This window comes from Acidithiobacillus sp. (genome assembly GCF_027322205.1).
Classification (GTDB): Bacteria; Pseudomonadota; Gammaproteobacteria; order Acidithiobacillales; family Acidithiobacillaceae; genus Acidithiobacillus.
This window is the reverse complement of record NZ_DAHVHY010000017.1, coordinates 1-25,731: the sequence shown is the minus strand read 5'-3', so window position 1 is coordinate 25,731 and position 25,731 is coordinate 1. Positions and strand designations below refer to the sequence as shown.

Below are 25,731 nucleotides of genomic sequence, written 5' to 3'. Positions count from 1 at the left end.
GATCGCGTTGCACACACTAAAAACCCGCGGACTGCAACAGAGCGCGGGTTTTTAGCAAGCGACGAGCAAAAATTCATTCGTCATCAGGAAGCGTTGGATACCGGCAAACTACGCGCTCCGTCAAAATGTGCCGCCCAGTAGGGGTCATCCAGACTTGCCACCTGGACACCCGTGCGCGGAGTCTGGGCACTGACGAAGTGCTGGTGGCCAATGTAAATCCCGACATGGGAATAAGGCCGGTGCATGGTGTCAAAAAACACCAGATCACCCGGTTTCAGGTTAACCCTGGAAACTTTCCGCAACTCGGCTGCCTGGGCATAAGAGGTGCGCGGCACCTGAATATCAAACTTCGCCAGTATGTATTTAACAAAGCCACTACAGTCGAATCCAGAGGACGGACTCATACCACCCCAGCGATAGGGAGCACCAATAAACTTAAGTGCGGAAACCACCATCGAACGAGGTGATAGCCAGGAATTGTAACCGGAATGGCTGTCCGTTTCCGCATGCTGCCCTTCTTGCGCGATATCACTGGCCAGATCGGCCGCCGCTTGTGGCCCGACAGCGGCATTGCCACTGGTTTCCAACGCCTGCAAGGGGTGGCGTGCCCAATAATAGGCGTGGCTGGCCAACATCTCCAAAGCAAGTCGTAAATGAGACTGCTCTGGTGCTGAAGTGGCAACTACCGCAACTGGCGCTGCTATGAGGTTTTCTGGAAGAACGACCGGAGTGTCATCCGTCACCATACCTGCCCTGGCCAGCGCCAGCGAATGATCGACAAAAACGAGGCTCGTTACCTGCTCCGCATCGGCTGCAGGAAAGGATTGCACCTTGAAGTCGTAAGCCGAAACGCGCTGTGGTGCAGCACCCACTCCGGCAAATTCGACGGGCGCGAGATGCATCAACTGCAACACCGTCGGTGTCAATGCCCTATAATCGTTTTTGGGGGCACGCAACGCTGTCCCATGGGCAGTGCGAAAAACCACCCTTTTCACCTGCCTGGCGGGTACCAACCCCTTGTTGCGGATAAACTGTAGTTGGGCTGCTTTCGAGCTTTTCGACGTGCTCTTATAATGGGGTCGAGCGTGGGTGTGGTGACTGATCCGATACCAAGCCTTGTGGCCTGCCTCGTGCAGCGCCGCCTGACACACCCCGATCCCGCCCAGAAACGTCAATACCGCCATAGCAACCTGCCAGCGATGCTTTTTCTGCATTCCTTCGTCTCCCGAATCACCTGGGAATCGCCGCTGCGTAATCTGCCTTCTGGCTGATTATGCAGAGACATTGCCATTTCTCGTCAAGATAGAGAAACTTCGAGGCTACCCCCTATCCACAATAAAAAAGCCGAACAGGTTCGGCTCGTCATGCATGCTGCGCTCTGGACGTGGAAGCACCGCGGCACCGCAACGACCCAAGGGATCGGACCGGCGACGCCCGTACGATAGCCCCTCCCAAATCAGGTCGAATATTAGCCATTAGTAAAATCGATGCTCCATAGTCCATGTTTGGGACTATAGGTCGTATCCATGCCCGAGGCAAGACCCAATCGCTAGTTTTAACAGGACATGACGCCAGCCCTTATAGCTACTGGCCCGACAATTGCTTATCAACGATTGGGAATAATCCTCATGGAGACGCAAACCAATGCCTACTTCGACAGCAAAGAGGCGAGAGCAAACACCTGCCAGCAAAGTCTTGACGCGGGCCAGAGACGGGCGCTGGGCTTGGGCGACACACTTGCCTGGCTTGCTCGCCCTCTTGCTCTTCCTACTAGTACCTCCTCTGGCGGCGGCTGCCCCAAATGGCGCAGTGCGAGACGCTGCACCACTCATCCAGCGGCTGGACCATGCCCACTGGATCGCTCAGGGACATGGTCCGCACGTCCTCTACGTCATCTTTGATCCTAACTGTCCCTACTGCCATGTCCTCTATGATGAACTGCAACCACGCATCCAGCCGGATCAACTTACGGTTCGCTATGTGCCGGTGGGATACCTCGCCCCCTCCAGTTTTGGAAAAGCGGCCGCAATACTGGAAGCCAAAAATCCGCTGGCCGCTCTGCAAAAGAACGAAAAGGGCTTCAATGTAACCAGTCATGACGGCGCCATTCCCGAAATCCTGCCGGATGCAGCCAGCGTCAATGCGCTCCACTCAAATATGAGTATTCTTGAGGCCACCGGGCAAAAAATCGTCCCCACCATAATCTATGCACGCCGCGATAACACCGTGAAAATCATTAAAGGTACCCCGGACCAGGCGGATTTGCCCGCAGTTTTGAAGGAGATTCGCTGAGCCCCCTCAGTAAGGACCCAGCATGTAGATCAACAGCGAACATCAGAACCTATTGACAGGTACGCCCATTCGTATAATAGTGAGAATGGTTCTCATTCATTACGAAAGGGCGCTCCATGACTTTGTTTTCCTGCCCCACTACTGTGGCTCTCCTCTTCTGCGCCAGCGTCCTCGGATCCGTCTCCGGTGCCTGGGCAACGGATAGTCCCTCGCCCTCCGGCAATGGATCTATCCCGGACATCTCCGGCATTTCGCCCAAATATCTGCCCGTCTATAGCTATATTACCAATGGCCTCTCCTGGGCCGGACACCTGGATAGCGAGGTTTTCACCAATTTTGCCGACGGGACTAAACAGGGCAGCGAGGGTAATATCGTCGGGCAGATCGGCGTCGAATATGACAGCGAAAAGGCCGGTCTGTGGAAAGGCGGCAAATTCACCCTCTCCCTGATAGGCATTTACAACAGTGCCATCCAGCAGAACTACAGCGGCGACATCCAGACGGCCAGTAACATCTGGGCACCCGATGCAGTCCGCTTTTACGATGCCGCCTTCCGTCAGCGCTGGACGGACTGGCTCAACACCCGTATCGGTTACATGGATGTGAACTATTACTTCGACGTCACGGCCAACGCCTTGCAGCTCATCAACAGCTCCTTTGGCATAACACCGACCATGACCGTCAATGTCCCTGGTACCGCCACCTATCCTTACTCAGGCTTGGGGCTTCTGGCAGGTACCCATAGCGAGCACCTGAGTAGCAAGGTCGCACTATTTCAGGGCGATCCTCAGCATCAGACCTCAGCCTTTGAGCGCGGCTACATGGCCTTATGGGAAGGAGGTCTGCACTGGGGCAAAGAGGATAACGACGTCCCAAAGGGTAACACCGATAATTATGGTCGATACGTCCTCAAAGCAGGTGTCTGGCACTACCAGCAACCCCATTCGGACCACTATGGGCTCTCTCCTGCGACTTCTGGCGTCTATGCCGTCGCCGAAGGGAACTGGAGTCTGCCGGGAGAACGTCAGCTCGGTGCCTTCGTCCAGATGGGTGGTGCGCCACAGGGCCTCAATCCCGTTCCCTGGTATCTGGGACTGGGCCTGCGCCTGGGTCACCCGTTCGCCAGTCGCCCGGATGACAGCTTATCCATCGGCATGGCGCGCGCCTGGCTGCATCCAGGTCCTGTGGCAGAACGCCTTGGCGTGGAAACCACTGCCATCCACAGCGCCGAAACGTCTTACGAACTCACCTACGTCGCAAAACTCACCAGGCAGGTCAGCCTGCAGCCCGACCTGCAGTTCATACAGCATCCCAACGGCTATTATCCTGACACCACCGTCGGCATATTGCGTTTACACGTCGAATTTTCCTGAAGCAGATTGAAAACCATCCCATGGAAACAGTCCTCATGCATAAGCAAGCCGATCCAGTACATCCATTCCTGTCCGTAGGAAACCTTAAACCGGGCGACAGCGCCAGGGTACGCGAGATCGCTGGCGGCAGAGGCATTCAGCAACGCATGAGCATGTTCGGCATTCGCCGGGGCACCGACATCCGCGTAGTTCATGGCCCAGGTAAGCGGGGTGCCATATTGCAGGTGGGCGGAGCACACATTGCACTGGGCTGGGGTTTGATCCAGCGTATCGCCGTCGAGTTGTTGGGGACCGAATCCCCGAATACAGGAGCACAGGTATGAGCGCGTGCCACGAAGAAAATCAGAAAATCTCGTCCACCACCGGGCTACCGGTTATCGCTTTGGCGGGCAATCCGAACTGCGGCAAAACCACCGTGTTCAACCTGCTGACAGGCGCCCACCAGCATGTGGGCAACTGGCCAGGCGTTACCGTCGAACGGCGCGGCGGCAGCATGAGCTTGGGTGGCCGCAAGGTCTCGGTTGTTGACCTGCCGGGTGTCTACAGCCTGCTGGGGGGAGGCGGCGAGGATCAGTCGGTGGCCCGTAACTTCCTGCTCGACGGGCAGGTCGATCTGGTTATCAACATCGTGGATGCCTCCAATCTGGAGCGGCATCTGGCCCTGACCGCAGAATTATTGGAAACGGGCCGCCCGATGATTCTGGTAATGAATATGGTCGATGAGGCCGAGGCCCAGGGACTGGAAGTGCTCACCGCTGGACTGTCAACGGCACTCGGTCTGCCGGTAATACCCATGGTCGCCCGCAAGGCCAAGGGTCGCAGCGCTCTGCTGGAAAGCCTGACACAGGCACTCAAGCAGCCACCCCATGGCAGCCCGCCTGCCTATGGCCCGCTCATAGAATGCGCTCTGGACACCCTAAGCACCCTGCTGCCGGGCAGCAATCCCGTGCGTCAGCGTTTCGAGGCCTTACGCCTGCTGGAGGGCAGCGCCGACCCCACCAACTCCGGGGTGCAACATACTCTGCAGCAAATCACCGCAGAGGTGGAAGATGGCAGCGCTGAAACCCCTGCCGATCTGATCATGGATCAGCGTTTCGGCTGGGCACAGGAAATGGCCACCACGGCGCTGCGTCGTAACGGACATGCCGGAATACGCCAGCGGGTCACCGACCTGCTGGATCATGTGGTGCTGAATGACTGGCTCGGTGTTCCCGTTTTTTTGCTGGTGCTCTATCTGGTCTTCGTCGTCAGTTTCAGCGGCGGTAATATCTTTTTGGATTTCTTCGATCAGGCTTCCGCTGCTCTCCTGATCCATGGGGTCGGTCATGTGCTGCTGGAGACGGGGCTACCCACCGGGCTGATCTCTATCGTTGCCGGGGGCGTTGGCGGCGGACTGAATCTCGTAATTTCCTTCATTCCCCCTATTGGCCTGACTTTCGTTTTTCTGGCCTTGCTCGACGATTCGGGTTACATGGCCCGCGCCGCCTATGCCATGGATCGTCTGATGCGGCGCCTGGGACTACCCGGCAATGCGCTCGTTCCCATGGTGATCGGTTTCGGCTGTAATGTACCCGCCATCATGGGATCACGCATCATCGAAGATCCGCGCGGACGTATCCTGACCGTGTTGATGCAACCCTTTATGTCCTGCTCCGCACGCCTGACCATTTATATGGCCTTTGCCGTGGTGTTCTTTCGCAGTAATGGCGGACAGGTAGTCTTCGCCCTCTATGTGCTGGGTATTATCGTCGCCCTGCTGACGGCCTGGCTGCTCGGCAAAACCGCCTTGCGCGGCGAGGCACTGCCCTTCGTCATGGAACTGCCGCCCTACCGCCTGCCCAGCATCCGGAGTGTGGTACTGCAGAGCTGGCAGCGCTTGAAGGTATTCATCTTCCGGGTGGGCCGGGTGATTGCAGTCATCGGCGTGGTACTCTTCATTCTTCCCGGTATCGGCTGGACAGATCACGGGCTGCACAGTACCGACATTGACCATTCCCTGCTCGCCCAGGGCAGCCGCGCGCTGGTTCCGATTTTTGCGCCCATGGGGATTCATCAGGAGAACTGGCCCGCCATTTCCGGGCTGATTGCAGGGGCAGCCGCCAAGGAGATCGTGATCGGCACGCTGAATGGTATTTATCAGCGGCAGAATGCGGCCGACCTGATGGCAGCCTATCGCGATCCCGACCTTGCCGGACAACTCTGGGATGCGCTCAAGACAATCCCCACTAATGCCATCACCTTTATCACCACGCTGGACGACCCTTTGGGTCTGTCCGCTATCACATCCACCGCCTCCACCCAACAGGCATCGGGGGCGGAAAGCGCCACCCTCCAGGCTATTGCGGCCGGCTTCACCGCCCTCTCGGCATTTGCTTACCTGGTCTTTGTGCTGCTTTACGTGCCCTGCGCCAGCACCATGGGCGCACTCCGCCGGGAAGTCGGCTGGGGCTGGATGATCTTCTCCCTGCTGTATGGTATCAGCCTGGCTTGGGGCGCGGGCGCGGTGGTTTACCAGACGGGCACCTTCACCGAACATCCGGGATCCTCCGGGGCATGGATCGTGGGGGTACTGGCAGCCTTTGCCTTGCTGGTCATTGGTCTGCGGCTTTATGGGCAGCGCGTGGCCGCCTTAGCGAAGCCCTCTCTGAACCAGAGGGCGGCGGCATGAAACCCTTATTCGCGGTTCGGGAGGTACTACTGAGACAGGGCATGGCCAGCGCCAGCCAGATGGCTGCCGAATTAAAGCTCTCTGTTGGCCTGGTCGAGGACATGCTGGCGTACTGGCAGTGTCGCGGCGCGGTAGAGCCGGTACTGGTCGGGACCCATAAAAGCTGTGGCAACCGTTGTAATTCGGGCGGATGCGGCAGTTGCAGCAGCGCCCCGGCGTCCCCCGTTCAGGCCTACCGCTGGTGCGGCGTGGGGGGAAGACAGTGAGGACACCTCAGCCCGCCGTTCCATCATACGTTCGACTTGGCGACGGCACTCGCCCGCTCGGCCTGGGCGCCGCGTGTCGGGTACCCAAGATTTGGATCGGACGAAGGGTCGCAGTATGCAAGCAGCCCTTCTCCTTGATAGGCGATCACTTAACCTATTGTCTCCATGAAGAGGTCCTCTATACTTATCCCACAGGCCGGGAGTGATATTTGATTGGCCATGACGAACGAGGTGACCGGTGCGGTTAAAAGTGGCAGCCATTCAGATGGCCGTAGGAGAAAACGAGACCGACAATATCGCCAAAGCACTGCGGCACGTAACCTCAGCGGCAGACGCCGGTGCCCGGATCATTCTCCTCCAGGAACTCTTCAGCACACCGTACTTCTGCAAGGACCAGAATCCCGACTTCCTGAACCTGGCACAGCCCCGCGAGAGCCACCCCGCCCTGCTGGCCATGCAAAAGCTGGCGCGGGAGCGCGAGATCGTGCTCCCGGTCAGCTTTTTTGAACGCGCCAATAACGCCTTCTTCAATAGTCTGGTGGTTTTTGACGCCGACGGCAGCGATCTGGGGCTCTATCGCAAGGCCCATATCCCGGACGGCCCCGGTTATCAGGAAAAATTTTATTTCAGCCCCGGCGATACTGGGTTCCGTGTATTTGACAGCCGCTACGGACGCCTCGGCGTCGCCATCTGCTGGGACCAATGGTTCCCGGAAGCGGCGCGGGTGATGGCGCTGCGGGGTGCCGAAATCCTGTTCTACCCCACCGCTATCGGCTCTGAACCTCAAGCCCCGGAAATCAACAGCCGCGGACACTGGACCCGGGTCATGCAGGGCCATGCTGCCGCCAATCTGGTCCCCGTGGTGGCTGCCAACCGGGTGGGCCGGGAAATCGGCCGGGAGAGCGAAATCACCTTCTATGGTGGATCTTTCATCAGCGATGCTACTGGCGCGCTGATAGTCCACGCCGAGCAGGAGGAGACTATCCTCTACGCCGATCTCGACCTGCAAGCCCTCGCCGCACAGCGGCTGGAGTGGGGCCTCTTCCGTGATCGCCGCCCTGAACTTTATGCGCCTATCCTGACCCTGGACGGGAGTCCGCGCCATGGATAATCCCCAGCCCTCCGCGCCTCCCGTCATCGCCCTGAGCGCATACGAGCGCAACGGCGAAGCCTTTTCCCTCGCCCCGCAGTACGCCGCCGCCGTCTGTCAGGCGGGCGGGTTACCCATCCTCTTCCCGCCCCAGTGCCCCGAAGCCCGTATCATTCTATTGCGCTGTGACGCGCTGGTGCTCACTGGCGGTGGTGACATCTCTCCCGATTTTTATGGCGCGCCATGCGATGACAGCACCCATGCCATGCACCCAGACCGCGATGCCGCCGAGATTGCCCTGGCGCGGGAGGCCATCGCCCGGCGCATCCCGGTGCTCGGCATCTGCCGCGGCCTCCAGATTATCAATGTCGCCCTTGGCGGCGACCTTCTCCAGGACCTGCCCAAAAGCATCGGCACCCGCATTTGCCATCGCAACGCCGAGCATAATCCCATCATGCATGAGGTCATCGTCTTGCCGGACACGTTGCTGGGGAGCATCGTCGGACGGGATACCCTGGAGATATCCTCCTGGCATCACCAGGCCATCGCGAACATGGCCCCCGCACTACGCATCAACGCCATCGCCGAGGATGGCGTCATTGAAGCCGTGGATATGCCCGACAATCCAGATGTCTTTGCCGTCCAGTGGCACCCGGAGCATACAGCCGCCGGTGATCCGCATCAGCAGACCCTGTTTAACTGGCTGGTACAGCGCGCTGCCCGGCGCCTGGTGCGCACGCAACAGCACACGGCGAGACAAAGACTTAGCGGAAAGGATGCTCGGAAGGCCGCAAACGCTGTTGCAGCCAAGCCAGCACGGCGGGAAACAGTGAAATCACGATGATAGCGACGATCACCATATTCAGGTGACTTTTAACCCAGGGAAAGCGCCCGAGGAAATAACCAGCACCCAGCAAGCCCCCCACCCACAGGAAAGCGCCCGTCAAATTGAAACCAAAGAAACGACGATACGGCATAGTGGCAATACCTGCCACAAAAGGTGCGAAGGTACGAATAATGGGCAAAAAACGGGCGATGATCACCGTCTTACCGCCATGTCGTGCATAGAAGCGCTGGGTCGTATCCAAGTACCGGACATTGAGCAGGCGCCCACCAAAAAGGCGAACACCCCAGCGGTGCCCCACCCAGTAATTCACCGCATCGCCCAGCACTGCCGCAGTCACCAGCAGACCCAGCAACCAGGGTGCGTTCATGATGCCCGCGCCGGCTAAGGTACCACAGATAAATAACATGGAGTCGCCCGGTAAAACCGGCATAATCACCAGCCCGGTCTCGGCGAAAAGAATCAGGAACAACAGGGCATAGACCCAAGCCCCATATTGCTGAAGAAACACTATCAGGTATTGGTCAAAGTGCAGCAGAATCTGCACGAGATGATGAATGTCCGGCATTGGCGCGATCACCCGGTGCGACGTGAATTCATGTGTCTTCCGGCGCGCCGCGACAACGCTGATAGTAGCGTTCGAACATCCTCTCCAATTCAACAATGACCGTCTCTGCCGCTTCCCCGCCCAGCACATGCCTGGACATCAGACTGGAGGTGTCGTTGAGCATCTCCTTGGCATCGAGCATGGCATAGCTTTCCCGCAGGCGTTTAATCGCACCGACGACGGTCTCACCCTCTTTGGCGGGTAAAATCTTTGGCGCCTGATGCATCACCACCGTTTCTGGTTGTTGCCGGCTTCTCAAAAAATCGGCAAAGGCCAGCAACTGCTCTTGCTCCGCGCTCCCGAGTTTGCGCATGACGCGGAGAAAATGACGCTCCCGGCTGTTCATACATCATCCCCGGTATCGACTTTGAGGGAGAATACCCGTGGTTTGCGTTTCTCGGTCATGAGGGATAACTCGCGGACCAAGGCAATGATGACCCGGTCCGTAGTTTTCTGCATCTCCGGCCACAGCGTCCGCGCCCGCCCCAGGAGTTCGCCGATATTCTCTGGCGTTTCGCGATCTTCTTCCATAAGAATATCTTCAATCAGTCCCGGCTTCATTTCCGGCCGGAACAGCAGTCCCACCACACCTTCCTCCGGGCGGAAGGCGATCCAGCGACCATCGTCATCCGTCACCAACGGCTCGACACCCTCCGGCAGGGTGGCGGTGCCCGGTGACCAGACCATCACCTGAGCACCATCCACTGCCTGCGCCAGCGGGTCGTTGCGGCCTGCCTCGGTGGCGTGGGCGGTAGTGAAGTAGGCATTATGATAAGGTTCCAGGTGCAATTCGGCCCCTTCATACTGCGCCAGCAATAACGCCCCCAAGCCAAAGCCCACCACCGGCCGCTTCGCCTTGCGGAAAATAGCGATGGTATTGAGTTCCTGGGTCAGCCAGGCATATTTGTCCGACTCCAGGGGAGACATAGGCCCACCCAGCAAAAATAAGGCATCAAAAGTCAGCGCATTGCCCGGCAGCTCGTTACTGAGAAAAACCCGGAAGTAACTGAAACCGATGTCGCGCTTCTCCAGTTGACTCTCCACGATGCCCAGAAACTCGGAGTAACTGTGCTGCACGACGGCAAAATGCTTCATGTTAACCCCCTCGACGCACCGGCACGGACAGCATGTCCCTGCTACAGCGATCTTTGGCGAACTCCAGAAACTCGTCCATCACCAGACTACGAAATTTCTGCTTCTGATAGACGAAGGAATAGGGGCGGGCCAGCGGCGGATTCAAGGGGCGCGCCAGCAAAGTACCCAGCGCCAACTCCTTGAGAACAGTCGCCTCGGAGACAATCGCCACCCCCAGCCCGCCTTCCACAGCCCCTTTAACCGCTTCCGGACTGCCTAATTCCATGGTGATATGCAGATCGTTGGTGTCCACGCCGACCTGATGCAAATACTCCATGGTCACCTCACGGGTGCCTGATCCTTCCTCGCGGGAAACAAAGGGATAATCCAGCAACTCCTGCGCGGTCACACTTTCGTAGGTACCCAGGGCATGTTCCGGCTCAGCAATGACCACCATGGAGTCCATGCAGCACTTCAACGTGGCAAGACTTTTGTTGGTCACCACCCCTTCCACCAGACCCAGATCAATGCTGTTATCCTCAATCATGTGGACAATTTTATCCGTATTGCCCACATGCAGGCGCACCTGCACATCGGGATACTTCATTTTGAAGTCACCCAGGACCCGAGGCAGCATGTATTCGGCAATGGTCGTACTGGCCCCGATGAGCAGTTGCCCGCGCAGATCACCCGTCATTTCCCCGACCCGATTGGACATCTCACTATACAGCGCGATGATGCGCTCGGAGTACTCATAAACCACCATACCGGCCTCGGTGAGGCTGATGCGGTTATGAGTGCGGTCAAACAAACGCGTATTGAATTGCTCTTCCAGTTGCTTGACCTGGAAGGTCACCGCTGGCTGGGTCATATGCAGTGTATCTGCCGCCTTGGTAAAGCTGAGCAGCCTTGCCACGGTGTGAAAAACCTGTAAACGCCTATCTGCCATGGAAATCCTTAAGTCGCCCGCGACTTTTCACCAGTTTATGGGTAGTATCTGAGCGCTTCAATACAGTATTAACGGAGGATAACCCATGCCCAAGGCTTGGGAAAAGCTCGACCTGCAAGGCGCCGGGGTACAGAGTCTACAAATTCGCTTGCAAAAACTCCAGAAGAAATCTCTATGGGGTTATCTATACTGGTGCTTGTTTCCCGTTGGAGCGCATCGTTTCTATCTGGAACAGGCCTGGGCCTGGGTCTTTCCGCTAATCAGCGCCGCAATTATCGGGCTGGCCTTTCTGGGTTTAATCTGGGAGGCCATTGGCCTTACCATTGTGCTCTGCGCCACTGCGCTCTGGGACCTCAGCCGCATTGACCTGTGGATCAGCGCTTACAACAAGGCCCTGCGCAAGGCGAGCTGGTTCGCCAAACAGACGCCAGCCGCTCCCGCCAACTACCAGGGACGCGCAGACACCGGTGAGAAACCAGCGCAATGGCAGCGCGAGTTACGAGACTATACCCAGACCAAGGAGAGCGAGCGGGCCGGCCACCCTGCCGCCAATGCCCCCGCCAAAAAGGGTTTTGCGCCTGGACAGCGCCGCCTCTCGTTCGCGGAACAAGAGCGCCTGCTCGCCGAAATGGCCAAAGCCCCCAAAAGCGGGCCGGATCAGAAGTCAGCGGATTCCATCGAAAAATAGACGGAAACCGTTCAGTACAGACTATTCCTCCTTCTCAAACATGGCCAGATAGCGCCCTTTGGGGAGTGGAAGCTGTCTGGCTACCGCCAGAAAATCGGCGAGATGCAGGGGCGAGCTAAGTCCCACCAGCGTCACCCCGATACCCGGCGTCGAGCGCACAAACTGGATGGCGCGCTGCGCGGCATCAGCCAGCTCCGGCATCCCTTCCTGTAGAGAAGGCACTTCTTCCCGCGCCAGCAGTCCTTTGCCCAGGGGGTGACTCGCCATAATGGTCAGCTTGAGCTGAAAAGCCGCCTGAATGGTCGAGCCGATATTGCCCTGCCCGGTCACCTGGCTGAAACGGGTGTAGGCCTCCGGCATCAGCGCATTGAAGGGAAGTTGCACCACCCGCAGATGGTGGCGATTGCCTTGCCCTGCGGCCTTCTCAGCCAATCCGATCAGGCTGGTCAGCGACTGGAACAGCGTATTATCGGTCTCTACCCGGCAGGCATTAAAGGTGGAAATGCCATAGCAGCGAATTTTGTTGGCCTGCACCGCGGCTTCGAGCATGGTGAACACGTCGATCAGTTTCTGATACATGCGTTCCTTGCCAATCACCGGGATATGCACTTCCGGCTGATCAATCAGGAAGACATCCAACGTCTCTAAACCCGTCTGCTCGCGCAGGGCATCCAGTTGCCAGGCGATATACTCGGGGCTCAGGCAATGGACGCCCTGGGCGAGGTCATCTTCCTTGCCCAACCCCTTGGCCACCACTTCTTCACGGAAAAAGGCCAGCGGTTCCCTGGGGCGGCCGTTGGCAAAGGTCAAAAAGCCGCCCTTGCCGACGACAAAGAATTCCTCACGCCGAATGCCTGCCGCCATGGCCTTGGCAATACCCACCCCTACCGCCCGTCCGGCCCGTCCGAAACGATAGTTGGCACCAGTGTCGACGACATTGATACCCGATTGCAAGGCCTGCGCCACAATGGCCGCCACCGCGACATCCGTCACATCGTCCACGCCGCCGGGGAAGGTGCCGACCCCCAGCGAAGACAGCTTGATGCGGGTATTTAAAAAGTCACTGAAGTGTTCGTCCGCGAGGGTCTCGGCGAAGCGTGCCACATAGGTCTTGGTACCGGCACTGTTGGCGGCTCCGGGAATCAGTCCGTTTTCCGCAGCATTCACGCAGCGTTACTCCTGTTGACAAAGAGAGGGTGATGTTGCAGCAAAAAATCCAAGCGCTCATGCAGATCGGCGCGCACCGGGCCGGATCGGGGTGCATCTTCCAGCGACAGGAACTGCTGACCATAGTCCGGCACATCCTCATCGTCCAGCTCCCATTCGACGGCCTTGAGCAGCACCCGCCCGGCCGCAGGCAATTCCGCGGGTAACGAACGTCCGCTCAAAATAGCCCAAAGCCCCGTCCAGCAGCGCGCCAGGGCAACGGGATGATAACCACCCCCGCCCAGCACCAGCAGACGCGGACTTTCCGCGACAATCTGGCGTACGACCTGCCAGAACAGGCCGTTGGAGATCCGGAACTTGCTCAAGGGGTCGGGGGCGAGGATATCGGTGCCCGCCTGCAAAACGACGACATCTGGATCGAAGTGCTGCAAAACGCGAGGCCACAACACCGCAAAAGCCAGAGCATACTCACTGTCATTCACTTCTTTGGGCAAAGGCAGATTAACCGCCAAGCCCGGCCAATCGCTGAGCTTCCCGCCCTGAGAGGGGTAAGCGTAGTCCGTATCCATGTGCAGGGAGACCGTCAGCGTGTCCGGGTCCTCCACAAAGGCCGCCTCCACCCCATCACCGTGGTGGGCATCCATGTCCCAGTACAACACCCGCAACCCGGCGCGGCGCAGGCGCTGAATGGCGAGCACCGGATCGTTGAGGTAGCAGAAGCCACGGGCCTGACCCGGTGCAGCATGGTGCATTCCGCCTGCGGGGCTGAAGGCAGTTGCGCCTTCCAGCACGGCTTCCGCCGCGAGCACGCTGGAACCGGTAGCTAGGGAGGGGGTGTCGAAAAAACCGGGGAAATAGGGATTCTCCAACGTCCCCAGCTGATAACGCTGGCGATCGCCGTCCTGCACACCACCGCGAAACTGGGCGCGCTCAAAGGCCTGTATGTAATCTTTGGTATGAAAGCCAAAGAGCTCCCGATGGCTGGCCGGGCGGCCCTGCCGGTATTCTTCCGGCGCCATGGCCCCGTAGCTATTGATGAGGTCCAGGGTCAGGGACACCCGCGGAATCGCCAGGGGATGGTTACTCCCATAACTCGCCCGCCGGTAACGCGCCGCCCCGACAAAAATCGCGGGACGGGTCGCGGTAATCTGCTGACGCAGCATCTCCCGCTCACTCATTCTGCCAACGACCACCTGTACCTCGCCCGTCATGCGCTGTGACCGCGCAGGCGCAGGTAAATCTCGGGCAGGCGCGTCGGCAGGCTATCGAGATGGGGCAGCACGAGATAATGTCCGGGGCCAAAAACCAGCGGCAGATATTCACCGCCGCACGGGTCGAGACTGATGCAAAAGGCGTGGATACCCAAGTCCTGCGCCTCCTTCACCGCCATGCGCGTATCTTCCTGCAGATAGCGGGAATCACCGGCATCGTCATAATCTGCCGGACGACCGTCCGACAGGATCAACAGCAAACGCCGCTGCGCCGGACTCCGCAGCATCAGTCGCGAGCTATGACGAATGGCGGCGCCCATGCGCGTCGCCAGCCGCCCGGACAGGCCGCCGAGCAAGGCCCGCGCCCGCGCATCAAATTTGTCGGTGAATCGCTTGATGGGGTAAAGCAACACCTCGTCGTGATACTTGCTGGCGAATCCGTAAAGGGCAAAAGGATCGCCTACTTCCACCAGTGCCTCACCAAAGAGCAGCATTGCCGAACGCAAGCGATCCACCACCCGCACGCCGGAATCTCCGGCCTCCGCCATAATGGAGGTAGACAGATCGGCGAGCAGCAGTACCGAAGTATCTCGCTGTTGCGGTCGCCGTTGCAGGTAGATACCGGCTTTAGGCGAATGTCCCGCGCGCCGCTCCACCACAAACTGCACTGCGGCCTCCAAATCGGGCTCGTCACCCTCGTACTGGCGACGGCGCGGCGCCATCCGCGTCGGCTTCTGTGCCTGCAAGGCCCGCTTCAAACGCCTTAACGTGCCGTCATATTCGGCAGCAATGGCAATAGCCTTGGCCTCATCGTGTTCGCGCAGCGGACGCTCATGCACCCGCGCCCAGCCCTCTTTATAGCTCTGCTGACGGTAGTCCCATTCGCGATAAGGCCAGCCACCTTTAGGCCCTTGTACCCCGCGACCACTGCCCATGACCTTGGCGGGCATGGGAATACCGACCCCGACCCGCCCGCCGGTCCCCTGAATATCCTCAGGAGGAATATCCATATCCGGATCATTGCCTTCGGCCTGTTGCGGGGCCTCTCGCGGTTTTTCCTCATGGCCGGCAGCACCCAGTTCACCGCCGCCATCCATCTCCGGAACATCCGTACCGCGCTTCTGCCGCGGATACACCGGTCGTGCCGCATTGGGCGAATGGCCGGGCAGATAGGCGCGGGCGCGCTCAGACAAGGAGATCGGCGGCAAATCCGTCGTTGCATAGAGAGTGAGCGCTGCCCGGAAGGCGTCAACAATGCCGGTTTGTGCCGTCATCAACATGGCAAGATCCCCGGGCAATCTTCCGGCCATGCCATCTTCCAGCATATTCACAGCCGCCTGATAATAGTGCCCGGCAACCCCTTCCGGCCGCCTGCGCTGACGGGATGCCCGCAGCACCCGCGCCAGATAACCGGGCATCTCCCGCTCCAGCGCGCTATCCACACGCAGATCTTCACAGAGATCAAAAATCAGCTGAAAACGAATCATATCGTCGCCAAACTGGGCGAACAGCGGCCGCCAGGTGATCCGCTGGTCGGGATCCAGAGGCGGATGCTGCACACCGATCTCGGCAAAAAGGGTATGGATGGCATCTTGCTCATAGCTGTCAAAGACCAGATGCGCACCGGTATGGTAGAAGGCCAGCAAAGCCTCTTCCCGGTCGGGCATCACCGCCGGCACAAAGAGACTGCGCCCGTCGGTCTCGACAAAACTGCGCCCACCCTCCAGGCTCCAGTCCCCCTCTTCCAAGGGCAGATGCAGCCCGGTCCAGGCCTGAAGCAGGAGTCCGAAAAGCCGCTTGTGGGTTCCCATACGAAAGCCGGGCAAAACCTCCAGCAAAAAGCTGCGCGCCTCATCACTCTCCAGTCGGAACCAGGCCTCACCACGCACCCTGCCCGCCGCCAGCACATCGCCGCCACGCCGCGTCCATTCCGCCACGCCCTCCAGGCCGCAGATGCCGCGCACCTTGATGGCACCGTCCAGATACGTCCCCAGCCCCAGACGCCCCTTGGCGAGAACTTCAGCCGGTGTCAGCAGCGCCCGCAGCCCCTCAACTCCTGCATCACCAAACAGAATCGCTGCAGGTACCCGGAAATAGGATGCCGCACTGTCCACATGCCGGTCGATCCAGGCCGCACCCAAGGCAAACCACAACGCTTCCCCCTCTGCGCCCCAACCCCGGCGTACCGCACTGGCCTGCTCGAAGAAGCCCACCGCCGCCCGGAAGGTGCCGCGTTGGCTGAGAAACACCCGTGCCTGATCCAGCCAGGGATCCAGACCCTCAAAGGTCATTATCAGATCGGAGGTGGCATGGAAAAACGCTTTGCCTGCTTCCCGGTCATAGAAAAACAAATCCCGTCCAGTCTCCAAATAACGTAAGGTTCCCGCCTCCCCCAACGGAGTGACCGCTGGCAAAGCCGCTCGCGCATCCCGCCCCGCCACAAAACTGACGGCCGCCAGATGGTCGAGGATATCCTCCATCGCCGCCGACATGGGCGCTCCTTAGCCCTGCTCCGGGAAAAAGGTCCGAAAAATCTCCAGCAGCGCCTCAGCCAACTCCGGATCATCCGTCTGCGGATGGATGATCGCCACGGTACAGGCCTCCAGCGCGTCCAGACCCGCCACCATCAGCGCACCCGCATAGATCAGGGCGCGGGTAGAGGTCACTTCCTGCAATCCCTGATCCTTGAGGTTCCGCGCCTTACCCGCCGCCGCCACCAGCGCCCTGGCCCGGCTCTCATCCATGCCCGCCTCTTTCATCACAATCCGGGTTTCCACATCGGCGGGCGGATAGTTGAAATTCATCCCCACAAAACGCTGCTTGGTCGAAGGCTTGAGATCCTTCAGCACCGTCTGGTAGCCCGGATTGTAGGAAATCACCAGCATAAAATCGGGGTGCGCAATAATCTCCACGCCGAGCTTCTCAATGGGCAGATGACGGCGATGATCGGTCAGCGGATGGATGACGACCGTCGTATCGGTACGCGCTTCAACAATCTCATCCAGATAGCAGATTGCCCCCTCCCGCACCGCTTTGGTCAACGGGCCGTCCTGCCAGACCGTTTCGTCGCCCTCGATCAGAAAGCGCCCGACCAGGTCTGAACTGGTGAGGTCTTCGTGGCAGGCGACGGTCACCAGCGGCCGCTTCAAGCGCCACGCCATGTGCTCCAGAAAGCGGGTTTTGCCGCAACCTGTCGGCCCCTTGAGCATGACCGGCAGACGCCGATCCCAGGCCGCCATGAACACCCTTACCTCATTCGCCACCGGCTGATAAAACGGCTCCTCGAAGGGCAAACGCAAGCCGTTGCTCTCTGCCATTTTCGTCTCACTCATATTTGTCCCCATGATTTTGCTCGACATGACTACGCAGGTATAGATAGATATGGCGCAGGGTATGAATCACCATGCGCTCCGGCTCTGCGGGCAGTGCATCAGCACGCTCTGCATTCAGACAGTTCTGGTAGTAAACCAGTTCACGGCAATTGTCGCGAAGGGTATTCCAGTGGGGTGAACCCTTCACCAGCGTTTTCCACAACTCCAGCAAATCCGCATCACTGACATAGGGCTTGTGCTCTGCAACCAGCATGATACGCACCATGGCTGCCGCTTCTTCCACACCTGCCGCCACCAGTTCCGGCAACGCCATCCCGTCAACCTGCTGCCGCGCCAGCACTTCTATACGCTCCTGCGCTGCATCTAATGCACCAATTAACTCGTTTGACTCGGTCATCATCACTCCTGATGGGCTTCACGGTCGCGCCCCGCTATCACTCCGGGCGATTTTCGTCTAGGATAAGAGCGTTTTAGCTGAATGCGTGTACAATTCATTTTATAGTGCGATTAAGAAGGGGCTATCATGAGCACGAATCTGATCAAAATGATCAAACTCAACAACCTGCAATACAACGCCAACCGCGACCCGCAAGTCTATCGCCGTGTCGCCGGCCATCCTTTCCGGATTCAGGCCATGCTGGAAGGCAAAGGCAGCGCCAAGATCAGCGTCGCCTGCGAAGGCAAGACCCTGAAAGAAGCCAGCCTCGAATTGCCCGGCATTTTCTCCTACGAAATCACCTTCAAGGACGCCGGCATCCGTATCGCCACTCTCACCGTCAGCGCCGACGGCCAGAGCGAAAGCCACAATCTGCTGCTGGACACCGAGGCCCACGCCAAAGTCGGCTGACACTGCGTAGCTGACCGCGCTCATCAGCTCTCCGGCCGATGAGCGGTACTCCGGCATCTACCAGCCAAACTGGGCAAAAAATTCCGGCAAACGCAGCAAACCTGCATCCCGGTCAAAAAAACGATCCGCTCGTGCCGAACGCGCTGCATCCCGCCGCTCCTGGCTCCCGCCCAGACAAAATATCGCAATATTCAACTGAAATTCCCGCCGCAAGGTGTCAATCAGCTCAATAGGATCCTCAATCTCCGGATCATCCAGATTGAGCAGCATAAAACGATGCAGCAGGACTTCCTGCCAATCGCCGAGGTCGTCCAAGTCCGTCGCCGCCGTCATCTCCCAGCCTTCGGGCGTCGTCATCACAACCGCCGTGCGTAGTTCCGGATCACTCGCCATGAGAATAAAACGCTTGCGCATCCGATCGCTGATACTGGGCACCAGGCCACCTCCAATTACATTGCTATTGATTGGGAACAAGCCGCCAGCACCGACGGGCTCAATCCGCCCAGACCGCCGTTTCTAACAGTCGTTCACCCCAGAGCGAAGCCTCTTTGCCGACAATTTCTCGCAACTGTTCACCAAGCTGAACAGAATCAGGCTGCAGACCTATTAACCGGGTCCCCTGCCCCACCGACCAGGCCGAACCCGCGACACGCCGAAAGGCACCATTCTCCGTCCACACCCGCAACCAGTCGCCCTCCGGCCAGTGCCGCTCCGTCAGAAAAGCTCCCGCTTTGAGTTTGATACCGGCGCGCACCCGACGACGGAGCGGCTGATCCCAGTCCATGTCGTCCAGCTCCGCCTGACCCATCGCATACCGTTCTGCCTCCGTAGGCTCTGTCGGGAGGGTCAGGTCATAGCCTGCAGCCTGCAGCAACATCGGACAGGCTGCCAGCACCACACCTGGCTCCACTACCCTGTCCAGCAACTGCGACCAGCTACACAGCCCTTCCTGCAACGCCTCTAACAGCCATGTGCGAAAACCCGCCGAAGGCGCTGCCACGCAGTCCACAAAGGACGCCCACTGCGCCTCCAGGATGAAGCTGCCGCCCAGCACCAGACTGTGCCTGATGGTCGCGGCCCCGGTACCGCCGATCTTGCGCCCTTGATACCAGAAATCATGCCCTTCCCTTGGCTCCACTTTCAGGCCGAAATACGCATGCACAGCAATCACCCAAGGGGCAATCAGAGCGAACAACTCAGGCGCGCGACATATTCCTGCAGCAGCGGGAAAGATAAAGAAATAATTCAGTTGACCAGGATCTACCCAGACCAGACCACCACCCAAGGCTCGTTGCACCACCGGAATCCTCAGCCGCTCGCAAGCCGATCGATCCAGCTCCGCAGCCAGCCCCTGCGCGGCTCCCAGACTCAGATGGGCGCCAGACTGCGCCAACAGCAGAATGGGCACATCCTGCTCACCCTGCGCCTCCGCCAAGCCGACATAGGCGCGGTGCAGCGCCTCCGGAGCCAGAGTCCCCAGATGGATCAAGCGGATTCGCATCACCTGCAAATGCAACCGACCGAAGCGATCAACCCGCGCTCATCAGCTCTCCGTGGTCTCCGCTTGCGTCTCTTTATCCTTCGGCCGATAAAAAGCCGAAAAATAAAAGTCGCGCTCATTGAGGGCCTGGTGCCAGCGCATCCGCTCTTCCACGCCCGCCTGCATGATCCCTGCCATGGCCATGGACTGCTCACTGTCGAGGATCAGAATGGTATCCTGCAGGTCCTCGTCCAGCTCGATGAAATGCGCCGCCAGTCCTTGCGGCTCCTGAATATGCACCAAAAAAGACTTGCAAGAGGAGTCTTCCGGGTCCAGCGGCGTCATCACCAGTCGCCCCATGTAAGCCATGCGCGCCAGTTGATTGAACCGGGGAATCTCCAGCTTCTTCCCCATCTTGTACTTTTTCAGCTCATTTTTCAGGCTGCTCACATCGGTAATCGGTATCGACTTCATGACAATCCCTAGCAATACGGTCGGCTATATATTCCCCCAAAACCCCCTCCCCATGCAAGACGCCCACAAAAAAGGAGACGGTTGCCCGTCTCCCGCATACCCTGAGGAGGGATTTTTTAGAAGTCGTAACCGACCTGAAGGCCGTAGGAATTTTCGGCGAGGGTGGCGCTGGCCGGGGCTGCCCCAAAGAAGGGTGAGGAGCCGACAGGTCCGTTGACTGTATTAGCAAAAGCATGCATATACGCCTCCGTGAGCTTCCATCCCATACCCAGCTTCTGCGTAGCACCAAACGTAACTGCATTCGTTACCACCGCTGGGAAAATCAGGTTATTCGCTATATTGCCACTACTGATCGGATTAGTACCATAGGTATAACCTGCCCGCACCTGTAGCCAGTTGGTAAGATCATATTGAGTACCAATATTAGCTACCCACTGGTTACTCCAATGCATAGGTAAGGCAACACTCGACTGCCCATTCCAAGGTCCGTAGATGGTAAAGTTATTCATGGTAGCGTGCCAGTTTATCCACTGCCCTTCCACGCTAATTAACCACTGAGGAATAGGCCGGATGGCCAAGCCCAAAGCAATCTGCTGTGGGTAATTCAAATGCCCACTATATTGTCCAGCTCCCCCTTGCACATTTCCGGGACCAACCTCGCCAGATTCTTGCCATGTCATTGGCGTGAATATTACAGGTGACTTGTAAGTAGCACCCAGCGTCACCATATCGTTCACCTTGTACAGAGCACCCAAAGTCACACCTACACCATAGGCCCATGATGGCGAAGCCAGGTTCAAACCTCCGCCAACATAATACGCGTTCGACTGCCTTGCAAAAAAGGCATTGTTATTTGGCGTAAACGACTGAAGAAAAGACCCCTGCTCCGCAGCAATATTCAAAGACGCGCCCACTGCCAAATGGCTATTCACTTTCATCGCAAGAGAAGGGGCCATTTGCATAAATGTAATGCTGCTATACGCATTGATCGTACCCGGTGCAAACCCCTGTGCGGGTGGAGTGGCACGCATATCGAATGCAGGACCATTTACGTTAGGCTGAACATAATTCACCCCCAGGCCAGAGGTACCATAAACACCACCACCAAAAACGATACCGTCACCAAATGCCGGTGCCACCCAACCAATGGCCGGCACACCGTAGACATTACTGTGACTACCAATCTCGCCGGAACCAAAATTAGTTTTACGGGTTGGATTAAAAATCTCCGCCGAGAACGCCGCCTGCGGAGTCAACAACGCCAACCCGGCCGGGTTGCTCATGGCCGCAGACAGAGGATCATCGGGAGCCGCAACAACGGCACCCGCCATGCCCATGGCATACTGCCCAATACCAATCAACTGATAACCATCTGTTGCAAATGCACTGGCCGACAGGCCCATCGCCAACGTCGCGCCAACCGCAATTCCTAAAATCCGTGATTTTTTCATTTGAATTCTCCGTCCCCAGTTGTGTCGCTAATGACACGGTGATTGTGTCGGAACCGGAACAACGTTGCAAGCCCTTAGTTCTATCAATTTTTTAATCCTTTTATCAACCCATAAAATATTGGTTTATTAGCAACAATAAATATTATAAAAACCCATAAGAAAAAATATAACACTCCAACAAAAAAGGGGCCGAAGCCCCTATATGCACATTACATGATGCGCCCCCATTCAGCGCGAAATTTTAACGCTAGCCCAAAAACTGCAAATCCTGCAAGCGCATCTGGCGCCGCACGATCTCCACATCTTCCTTGTTCAGCACGAAAGGAAAGGAGCGAATGTCCGAAGGCGAGGAATCCCCATAAGGCCGGTTACAGGCGCTGACTTCTTCATCATCCTTCCCAGGGCAACCGGAGGTCTGGAAGGGCTTGCCGGAATTGATAATGTCTTCCAACTCGGCCTGCGGGTATCCGAAGTCTTCGACCCGGCCATGGGCGTCAAAGCCCATATCTTCGTAACGGCCACCGGCATAATCGATCAGGAAGCGGCCCAACTGCACCCGGCGCCAGTGATCCTGCGGCACGGCATCCCAATCCTCCATCATGGAACCCTTCTCGGGGAAGAAGGCGAACATGTGGTTATGCCCACCCATGTCCTTCATCTGCTGACAGACGGCGAGGATTTCCTGTTCCGTCTCGCCCATGCCGCAGATCAGGTGCGCGCCGAATTTCTCCGGTCCGTAAATTTCCGCCGCCCATTCGATGGTCTGCCAGTACTTATCCCAGGAATGAGGGCTTTGCACGGTCTTGCCACGGGTGCGCTCAAAGATTTCCGGGGTTACAGCGTCCAGTGCGACGGTAAAAATGTCGGCACCCATCGCCTTGAGGTCGATGAGATCCTGCTTCTCCATGGTGGTCGGGTTGGAAAGAATGGAGACGGGAATATGGGGCGCCACTTCCATCCAGCGCTTCAGCATGACTTGCGTATCATGGTCAGAATCGGGATGGGTGATCATACTGATGCACATGCGCTGGAACTGGCCCTTGTCACTGTTCTGGGCGATACGTTCGAGCATTTCATCCACGCGCACCGTCGGCCAGTCCACCCGGATGAAGTTGCGATCCGCATAATCACGACTCTCTTCACGATGCCGGGCCAGACCACAGTAGGTGCAGTTGGCACGACAACCTTCCGGATAAGTCATCAACAGGTTCAGGCAATTGGTACAGGAGGTACGGTGCATCACCCCGGGCACCAGACCCAACGTAATCGCCGCCGCGGTGCTTAACTGCACATATTCCGGCGACCGCATCGTCGGCGTTTTGACGAAATAATCCGGGCGATAAAAGTTCAAGGTCTGAGAATTTTCTTGCGCTACCGCACTCATGGAAGTTCCTCCTGTCATTCCGCCTTAAGCGGCAAAGTATTCATCAAAGGCAATCCAACCGGATCGCATCACCCTGTCTTCCCGGGCCGCAGGCTGACGCCAGACGGCCTCCAAAGATTTTCTACGCTGCACAGCCCGCGCCAGGGCCGGACCAAACTGATCCTGCATATCTTCTGCGTAGCTCTCTAATGCGTCCTCATCACCCGCCAGGTAATCAGCGGCTGCCGATCCTCCGCCCTCACCACTGATTACCGCCGCGGGGATGCCCGCCCCGGTAATGGGGTGGGTCAGCCCGGCCGCATCTCCGGCAAGCACCACGTTGCCATGCACCATGGGCCGAATACCGCCTACGGGGATCGCGCCGCCGGTACGCCCGAGGACTGATTCGCCGACGATGCCGCGCTCCACCATCTGCCGATGCAACTGCTCCAGCGGCAATTTAAGATTGTCCTCAAAACGCCGATCCGCCCCCAGTCCGAGATTAGCCACCGGCCCGCGGGGGAACAACCAGCCATAGCCGCCAGGAAAGGCATCCGAGAGGAAAATATCCGTATCCGCATAGGGGCGCAGCAGCGGCACCGTATATTGACGGGTATAAACGACCTGTTGATGCGGCAAGCCCACCGCCTCCGCCACCAGGCTGTGCGGCCCATCGGCGCCAACCAGCAAGCGGGGACGCACCGTGAACTCTTCATCTGTACCGCGCCGCAAGCGGGCCACTGCGCCATCCCAGGCGAGGAATTGGCAACGCATTTCCACCTGCGCGCCCGCCGCCTGCGCCAGTTTTACCAGGCCCTGATCAAAACGTGCCCGGTCAATCATCATGCCGGGGAAGACGCTGTGATGCTGTAGCCCGGACGGCAGTACCGTCAACATCCCTTCTATGTCCTGCACCCGCGAATCCGTTTCATGCACGGTACGCAGGAGCGGCATGGGGACAAACTCGGCGCATTGCACCGGGACACCGACCTCCGCACGGCGATCAACGCAGATCACCGTAAGGCCTTTGCCCGCAGCGGCACGCGCTGCCGCCGCGCCGGCCGGACCAACACCAATCACCAGTACATCTATGGCCAAAGGATTCACGCGTCTTTTGCCGCCATCCGCAATACCGTCGCGAAATGCTCCGGCTGTAAGCCGAAGCCATCGACAGCCTGCTTCTCGAACAATCCCGCAATGATGCCATCCACGTCATTCAGATGGACATTACGCAGCGCCGCCTCCAGATCGACGATAGCGCGCCGCGGCTGGATAAAATAGTCACCGCTAAAGCGGACTTGCCGCACTCGGTTCCCATAGCTATCCCAGAGCATTTCCGCTTGCAGCGTGCCACCGGGGGCGCGCAACGTCGCTTTACGCAACGGCATAGCGTCACGCGCGCGGCGGTTGATACCGAGCCACTCCGCATCACGCACTCCCGCCAATGCCTCCGGCAATAGCGCGGTTATGGTATCCGGCACGTCCCCTTCGACGAAAGACAGCCCCAACTGCGCGCGGAAACCATCCAGCAAGGCTTTCTGCACTGCCATCAACTCCGGCGCCTTACCCAACAGGGCTTTCAAGCTGGTCACCCGTTCCGCCACCGAAGAAACTGCATGGGCGTCCAGTTTCTCCAATGGCACGCGCAGTACGCGCAGCATGCGCGGGATATCCAGATCGACGAGCACCGTGCCCTGAAACAGCAACACGTCTCCATCCATAATCCCTCCGGTGCCGGAAATCTTTCGCCCTTCCACTTCAATGTCATTGCGCGGACGAAACTGCGCGCGCACCCCCAAAAGTGACAAGCCGGCCGCTGCCGCTTCACAGATCTTCCGTGCCAGTGACGCCATATCACCCTGGGGCAGTGCGTCCCGCCGACACACCAACTCCCAGCCTATCTGGGTGGGATCAAAAATCAGTGCGCCGCCGCCGGTGAGACGACGCTGCACGGCGATCCCCTGTTCACGGCAAAACTCCAGGTTGAGTTCCTGCTCTGGTGATTGGTGATAACCGACCAGCGCGGATTCTTCAAAACGCAGGAAACGAAAAATGTTGGGAGTCCGGCTTTCCAACATCGCCAGGAGCAACGCTTTGTCTAAAGCCATATTTTCGTCGGCAGGGCGCAGACCAGTATCAACCACAAGCCAGTCATCAGAGGCGTGTGCTGTCATAACGCGAGCCACCGGGAAAACATCAAGCCCAGAGAAAGCACTGTCGTCTCAAGCCGTAAATACAATCGGGATATCCCGCAGTTGTGTACGACGCTTCGGCGCGACGGGAACATAATCCAAGGGCATGGTAGTCGTCTCATCACCGAGTGCCAGGACTTCTTCACCAACAATCATGGAGCAGCAGGAAGGTGTCACAAAAACATCCCGTTCCAAATGTTTGGCAAGCGCCAGCATGCCATCAGAGGGGAAGGCCACGCCGTTCAGTCCCGCCATGACCGCATAGGTGTCGGTGATGGAGCGATGCACGCCGGACGGACGCGCGCAACCCAGCAATACCGGTGTTTCCGGTAGAGCAGCACGCGCATCCATAAAGAATTTACC

At 58.3% G+C, this 25,731-nt stretch carries 26 protein-coding genes and 2 pseudogenes; 9 read left to right on the top strand and 19 right to left on the bottom strand.

All coding sequences use genetic code 11. The features are described from left to right. Window positions 1–83: 83 nt before the first annotated feature. Window positions 84–1,214: a C40 family peptidase gene (locus M7F93_RS04450; protein ID WP_298169718.1), complete on the bottom strand. Its 1,131-nt coding sequence runs from the start codon at window positions 1,212–1,214 to the stop codon at window positions 84–86. A 430-nt stretch (window positions 1,215–1,644) separates the two neighbouring features. Here M7F93_RS04450 and M7F93_RS04445 point away from each other — a divergent pair, with 430 nt between their 5' ends. From M7F93_RS04445 to M7F93_RS04425, 5 genes are all read left to right on the top strand, one after another. Next, window positions 1,645–2,292 (top strand): thioredoxin fold domain-containing protein, encoded by a 648-nt coding sequence (locus M7F93_RS04445; RefSeq protein ID WP_298169715.1) that lies wholly within the window; start codon window positions 1,645–1,647, stop codon window positions 2,290–2,292. Between the two features lie 116 nt (window positions 2,293–2,408). Continuing rightward, window positions 2,409–3,665 (top strand): carbohydrate porin, encoded by a 1,257-nt coding sequence (locus M7F93_RS04440; protein WP_298169712.1) that lies wholly within the window; start codon window positions 2,409–2,411, stop codon window positions 3,663–3,665. 35 nt (window positions 3,666–3,700) lie between these two features. Beyond that, window positions 3,701–3,988, top strand: coding sequence for a FeoA family protein (locus M7F93_RS04435; protein ID WP_298169709.1), 288 nt, complete (start codon window positions 3,701–3,703; stop codon window positions 3,986–3,988). Next, the gene (gene feoB, locus M7F93_RS04430) at window positions 3,985–6,333 is read left to right on the top strand and encodes a Fe(2+) transporter permease subunit FeoB (protein WP_298169706.1); all 2,349 of its coding nucleotides are present in this window, start codon (window positions 3,985–3,987) and stop codon (window positions 6,331–6,333) included. Before M7F93_RS04435 ends, feoB begins: the two co-directional genes overlap by 4 nt. Continuing rightward, window positions 6,330–6,599, top strand: a complete 270-nt coding sequence (locus M7F93_RS04425; RefSeq protein WP_298169700.1) for a FeoC-like transcriptional regulator — start codon at window positions 6,330–6,332, stop codon at window positions 6,597–6,599. The genes feoB and M7F93_RS04425 overlap by 4 nt, the downstream gene beginning before the upstream one ends. An 18-nt stretch (window positions 6,600–6,617) precedes the next feature. Here M7F93_RS04425 and M7F93_RS11915 read toward each other — a convergent pair. Beyond that, window positions 6,618–6,860: pseudogene (locus M7F93_RS11915) on the bottom strand (antitoxin MazE-like protein); the annotation flags it as partial. On the opposite strand from M7F93_RS11915, the gene aguB reads away from it, so the two are divergent. Further along, on the top strand, window positions 6,838–7,710 hold the full coding sequence (gene aguB / locus M7F93_RS04420; protein WP_298169697.1) for an N-carbamoylputrescine amidase: 873 nt from the start codon (window positions 6,838–6,840) through the stop codon (window positions 7,708–7,710). The pseudogene M7F93_RS11915 and the gene aguB sit on opposite strands and share 23 nt — an antisense overlap. Further along, a complete protein-coding gene (locus tag M7F93_RS04415; RefSeq protein WP_298169694.1) occupies window positions 7,703–8,533 on the top strand; it encodes a gamma-glutamyl-gamma-aminobutyrate hydrolase family protein in 831 nt (276 codons plus the stop codon). The genes aguB and M7F93_RS04415 overlap by 8 nt, the downstream gene beginning before the upstream one ends. Here the strand turns inward: M7F93_RS04415 and M7F93_RS04410 are convergent. Genes M7F93_RS04410 through M7F93_RS04395 form a run of 4 tightly spaced genes read right to left on the bottom strand, consistent with a single transcriptional unit; the run spans window position 8,454 to window position 11,163 of the window. Then, window positions 8,454–9,101: a VTT domain-containing protein gene (locus tag M7F93_RS04410; protein ID WP_298169690.1), complete on the bottom strand. Its 648-nt coding sequence runs from the start codon at window positions 9,099–9,101 to the stop codon at window positions 8,454–8,456. The two genes, M7F93_RS04415 and M7F93_RS04410, sit on opposite strands and share 80 nt — an antisense overlap. A gap of 28 nt (window positions 9,102–9,129) precedes the next feature. After that, complete coding sequence (locus M7F93_RS04405; RefSeq protein ID WP_298169688.1) at window positions 9,130–9,486, bottom strand: hypothetical protein; 357 nt, start codon at window positions 9,484–9,486, stop codon at window positions 9,130–9,132. Then, a complete protein-coding gene (locus tag M7F93_RS04400; protein ID WP_298169686.1) occupies window positions 9,483–10,235 on the bottom strand; it encodes a type 1 glutamine amidotransferase in 753 nt (250 codons plus the stop codon). Before M7F93_RS04400 ends, M7F93_RS04405 begins: the two co-directional genes overlap by 4 nt. A 1-nt stretch (window position 10,236) precedes the next feature. Further along, window positions 10,237–11,163: a selenium metabolism-associated LysR family transcriptional regulator gene (locus M7F93_RS04395; RefSeq protein ID WP_298169684.1), complete on the bottom strand. Its 927-nt coding sequence runs from the start codon at window positions 11,161–11,163 to the stop codon at window positions 10,237–10,239. An 85-nt stretch (window positions 11,164–11,248) separates the two neighbouring features. Between M7F93_RS04395 and M7F93_RS04390 the strand changes: the two genes are divergently transcribed. Then, the gene (locus M7F93_RS04390; RefSeq protein WP_298169681.1) at window positions 11,249–11,851 is read left to right on the top strand and encodes a TM2 domain-containing protein; all 603 of its coding nucleotides are present in this window, start codon (window positions 11,249–11,251) and stop codon (window positions 11,849–11,851) included. 21 nt (window positions 11,852–11,872) lie between these two features. On the opposite strand, the gene M7F93_RS04385 is transcribed toward M7F93_RS04390, so the two are convergent. The 5 genes from M7F93_RS04385 to M7F93_RS04365 are packed head-to-tail and all read right to left on the bottom strand — an operon-like array spanning window position 11,873 to window position 17,958. After that, window positions 11,873–13,018 carry an aldo/keto reductase gene (locus M7F93_RS04385; RefSeq protein ID WP_298169679.1) on the bottom strand — a complete coding sequence of 382 codons (1,146 nt, stop codon included), beginning with the start codon at window positions 13,016–13,018 and terminating at the stop codon, window positions 11,873–11,875. Beyond that, window positions 13,015–14,229, bottom strand: a complete 1,215-nt coding sequence (locus M7F93_RS04380; protein ID WP_298169675.1) for an acetoin utilization protein AcuC — start codon at window positions 14,227–14,229, stop codon at window positions 13,015–13,017. The genes M7F93_RS04385 and M7F93_RS04380 overlap by 4 nt, the downstream gene beginning before the upstream one ends. Further along, window positions 14,226–16,721, bottom strand: a complete 2,496-nt coding sequence (locus M7F93_RS04375) for a nitric oxide reductase activation protein NorD (RefSeq protein ID WP_298169672.1) — start codon at window positions 16,719–16,721, stop codon at window positions 14,226–14,228. Before M7F93_RS04375 ends, M7F93_RS04380 begins: the two co-directional genes overlap by 4 nt. Window positions 16,722–16,730: 9 nt before the next feature. Next, complete coding sequence (locus tag M7F93_RS04370) at window positions 16,731–17,561, bottom strand: CbbQ/NirQ/NorQ/GpvN family protein (protein ID WP_298169669.1); 831 nt, start codon at window positions 17,559–17,561, stop codon at window positions 16,731–16,733. Next, window positions 17,554–17,958 carry a hypothetical protein gene (locus tag M7F93_RS04365; RefSeq protein WP_298169666.1) on the bottom strand — a complete coding sequence of 135 codons (405 nt, stop codon included), beginning with the start codon at window positions 17,956–17,958 and terminating at the stop codon, window positions 17,554–17,556. The genes M7F93_RS04370 and M7F93_RS04365 overlap by 8 nt, the downstream gene beginning before the upstream one ends. Window positions 17,959–18,084: 126 nt before the next feature. Between M7F93_RS04365 and M7F93_RS04360 the strand changes: the two genes are divergently transcribed. Then, window positions 18,085–18,408, top strand: coding sequence for a hypothetical protein (locus tag M7F93_RS04360; protein WP_298169663.1), 324 nt, complete (start codon window positions 18,085–18,087; stop codon window positions 18,406–18,408). A gap of 57 nt (window positions 18,409–18,465) precedes the next feature. On the opposite strand, the gene M7F93_RS04355 is transcribed toward M7F93_RS04360, so the two are convergent. The 8 genes and pseudogenes from M7F93_RS04355 to M7F93_RS04320 all read right to left on the bottom strand — a co-directional run. Next, on the bottom strand, window positions 18,466–18,843 hold the full coding sequence (locus tag M7F93_RS04355) for a hypothetical protein (RefSeq protein ID WP_298169660.1): 378 nt from the start codon (window positions 18,841–18,843) through the stop codon (window positions 18,466–18,468). Window positions 18,844–18,901: 58 nt separating this feature from the next. Then, on the bottom strand, window positions 18,902–19,909 hold the full coding sequence (locus M7F93_RS04350; RefSeq protein ID WP_298169657.1) for a lipoate--protein ligase family protein: 1,008 nt from the start codon (window positions 19,907–19,909) through the stop codon (window positions 18,902–18,904). Window positions 19,910–19,951: 42 nt separating this feature from the next. Further along, window positions 19,952–20,362, bottom strand: a complete 411-nt coding sequence (locus M7F93_RS04345) for a hypothetical protein (protein ID WP_298169654.1) — start codon at window positions 20,360–20,362, stop codon at window positions 19,952–19,954. A gap of 116 nt (window positions 20,363–20,478) precedes the next feature. Continuing rightward, window positions 20,479–21,813: an OmpP1/FadL family transporter gene (locus tag M7F93_RS04340; RefSeq protein WP_298169651.1), complete on the bottom strand. Its 1,335-nt coding sequence runs from the start codon at window positions 21,811–21,813 to the stop codon at window positions 20,479–20,481. Window positions 21,814–22,060: 247 nt separating this feature from the next. Then, complete coding sequence (locus M7F93_RS04335) at window positions 22,061–23,197, bottom strand: radical SAM protein (protein WP_298169648.1); 1,137 nt, start codon at window positions 23,195–23,197, stop codon at window positions 22,061–22,063. A gap of 24 nt (window positions 23,198–23,221) precedes the next feature. Continuing rightward, on the bottom strand, window positions 23,222–24,283 hold the full coding sequence (locus tag M7F93_RS04330; protein ID WP_298169645.1) for a geranylgeranyl reductase family protein: 1,062 nt from the start codon (window positions 24,281–24,283) through the stop codon (window positions 23,222–23,224). Further along, the gene (locus M7F93_RS04325; RefSeq protein ID WP_298169642.1) at window positions 24,280–25,350 is read right to left on the bottom strand and encodes a lipoate--protein ligase family protein; all 1,071 of its coding nucleotides are present in this window, start codon (window positions 25,348–25,350) and stop codon (window positions 24,280–24,282) included. The genes M7F93_RS04330 and M7F93_RS04325 overlap by 4 nt, the downstream gene beginning before the upstream one ends. 48 nt (window positions 25,351–25,398) lie before the next feature. Beyond that, window positions 25,399–25,731 (bottom strand): annotated as a pseudogene (locus M7F93_RS04320) (radical SAM protein); the annotation flags it as partial.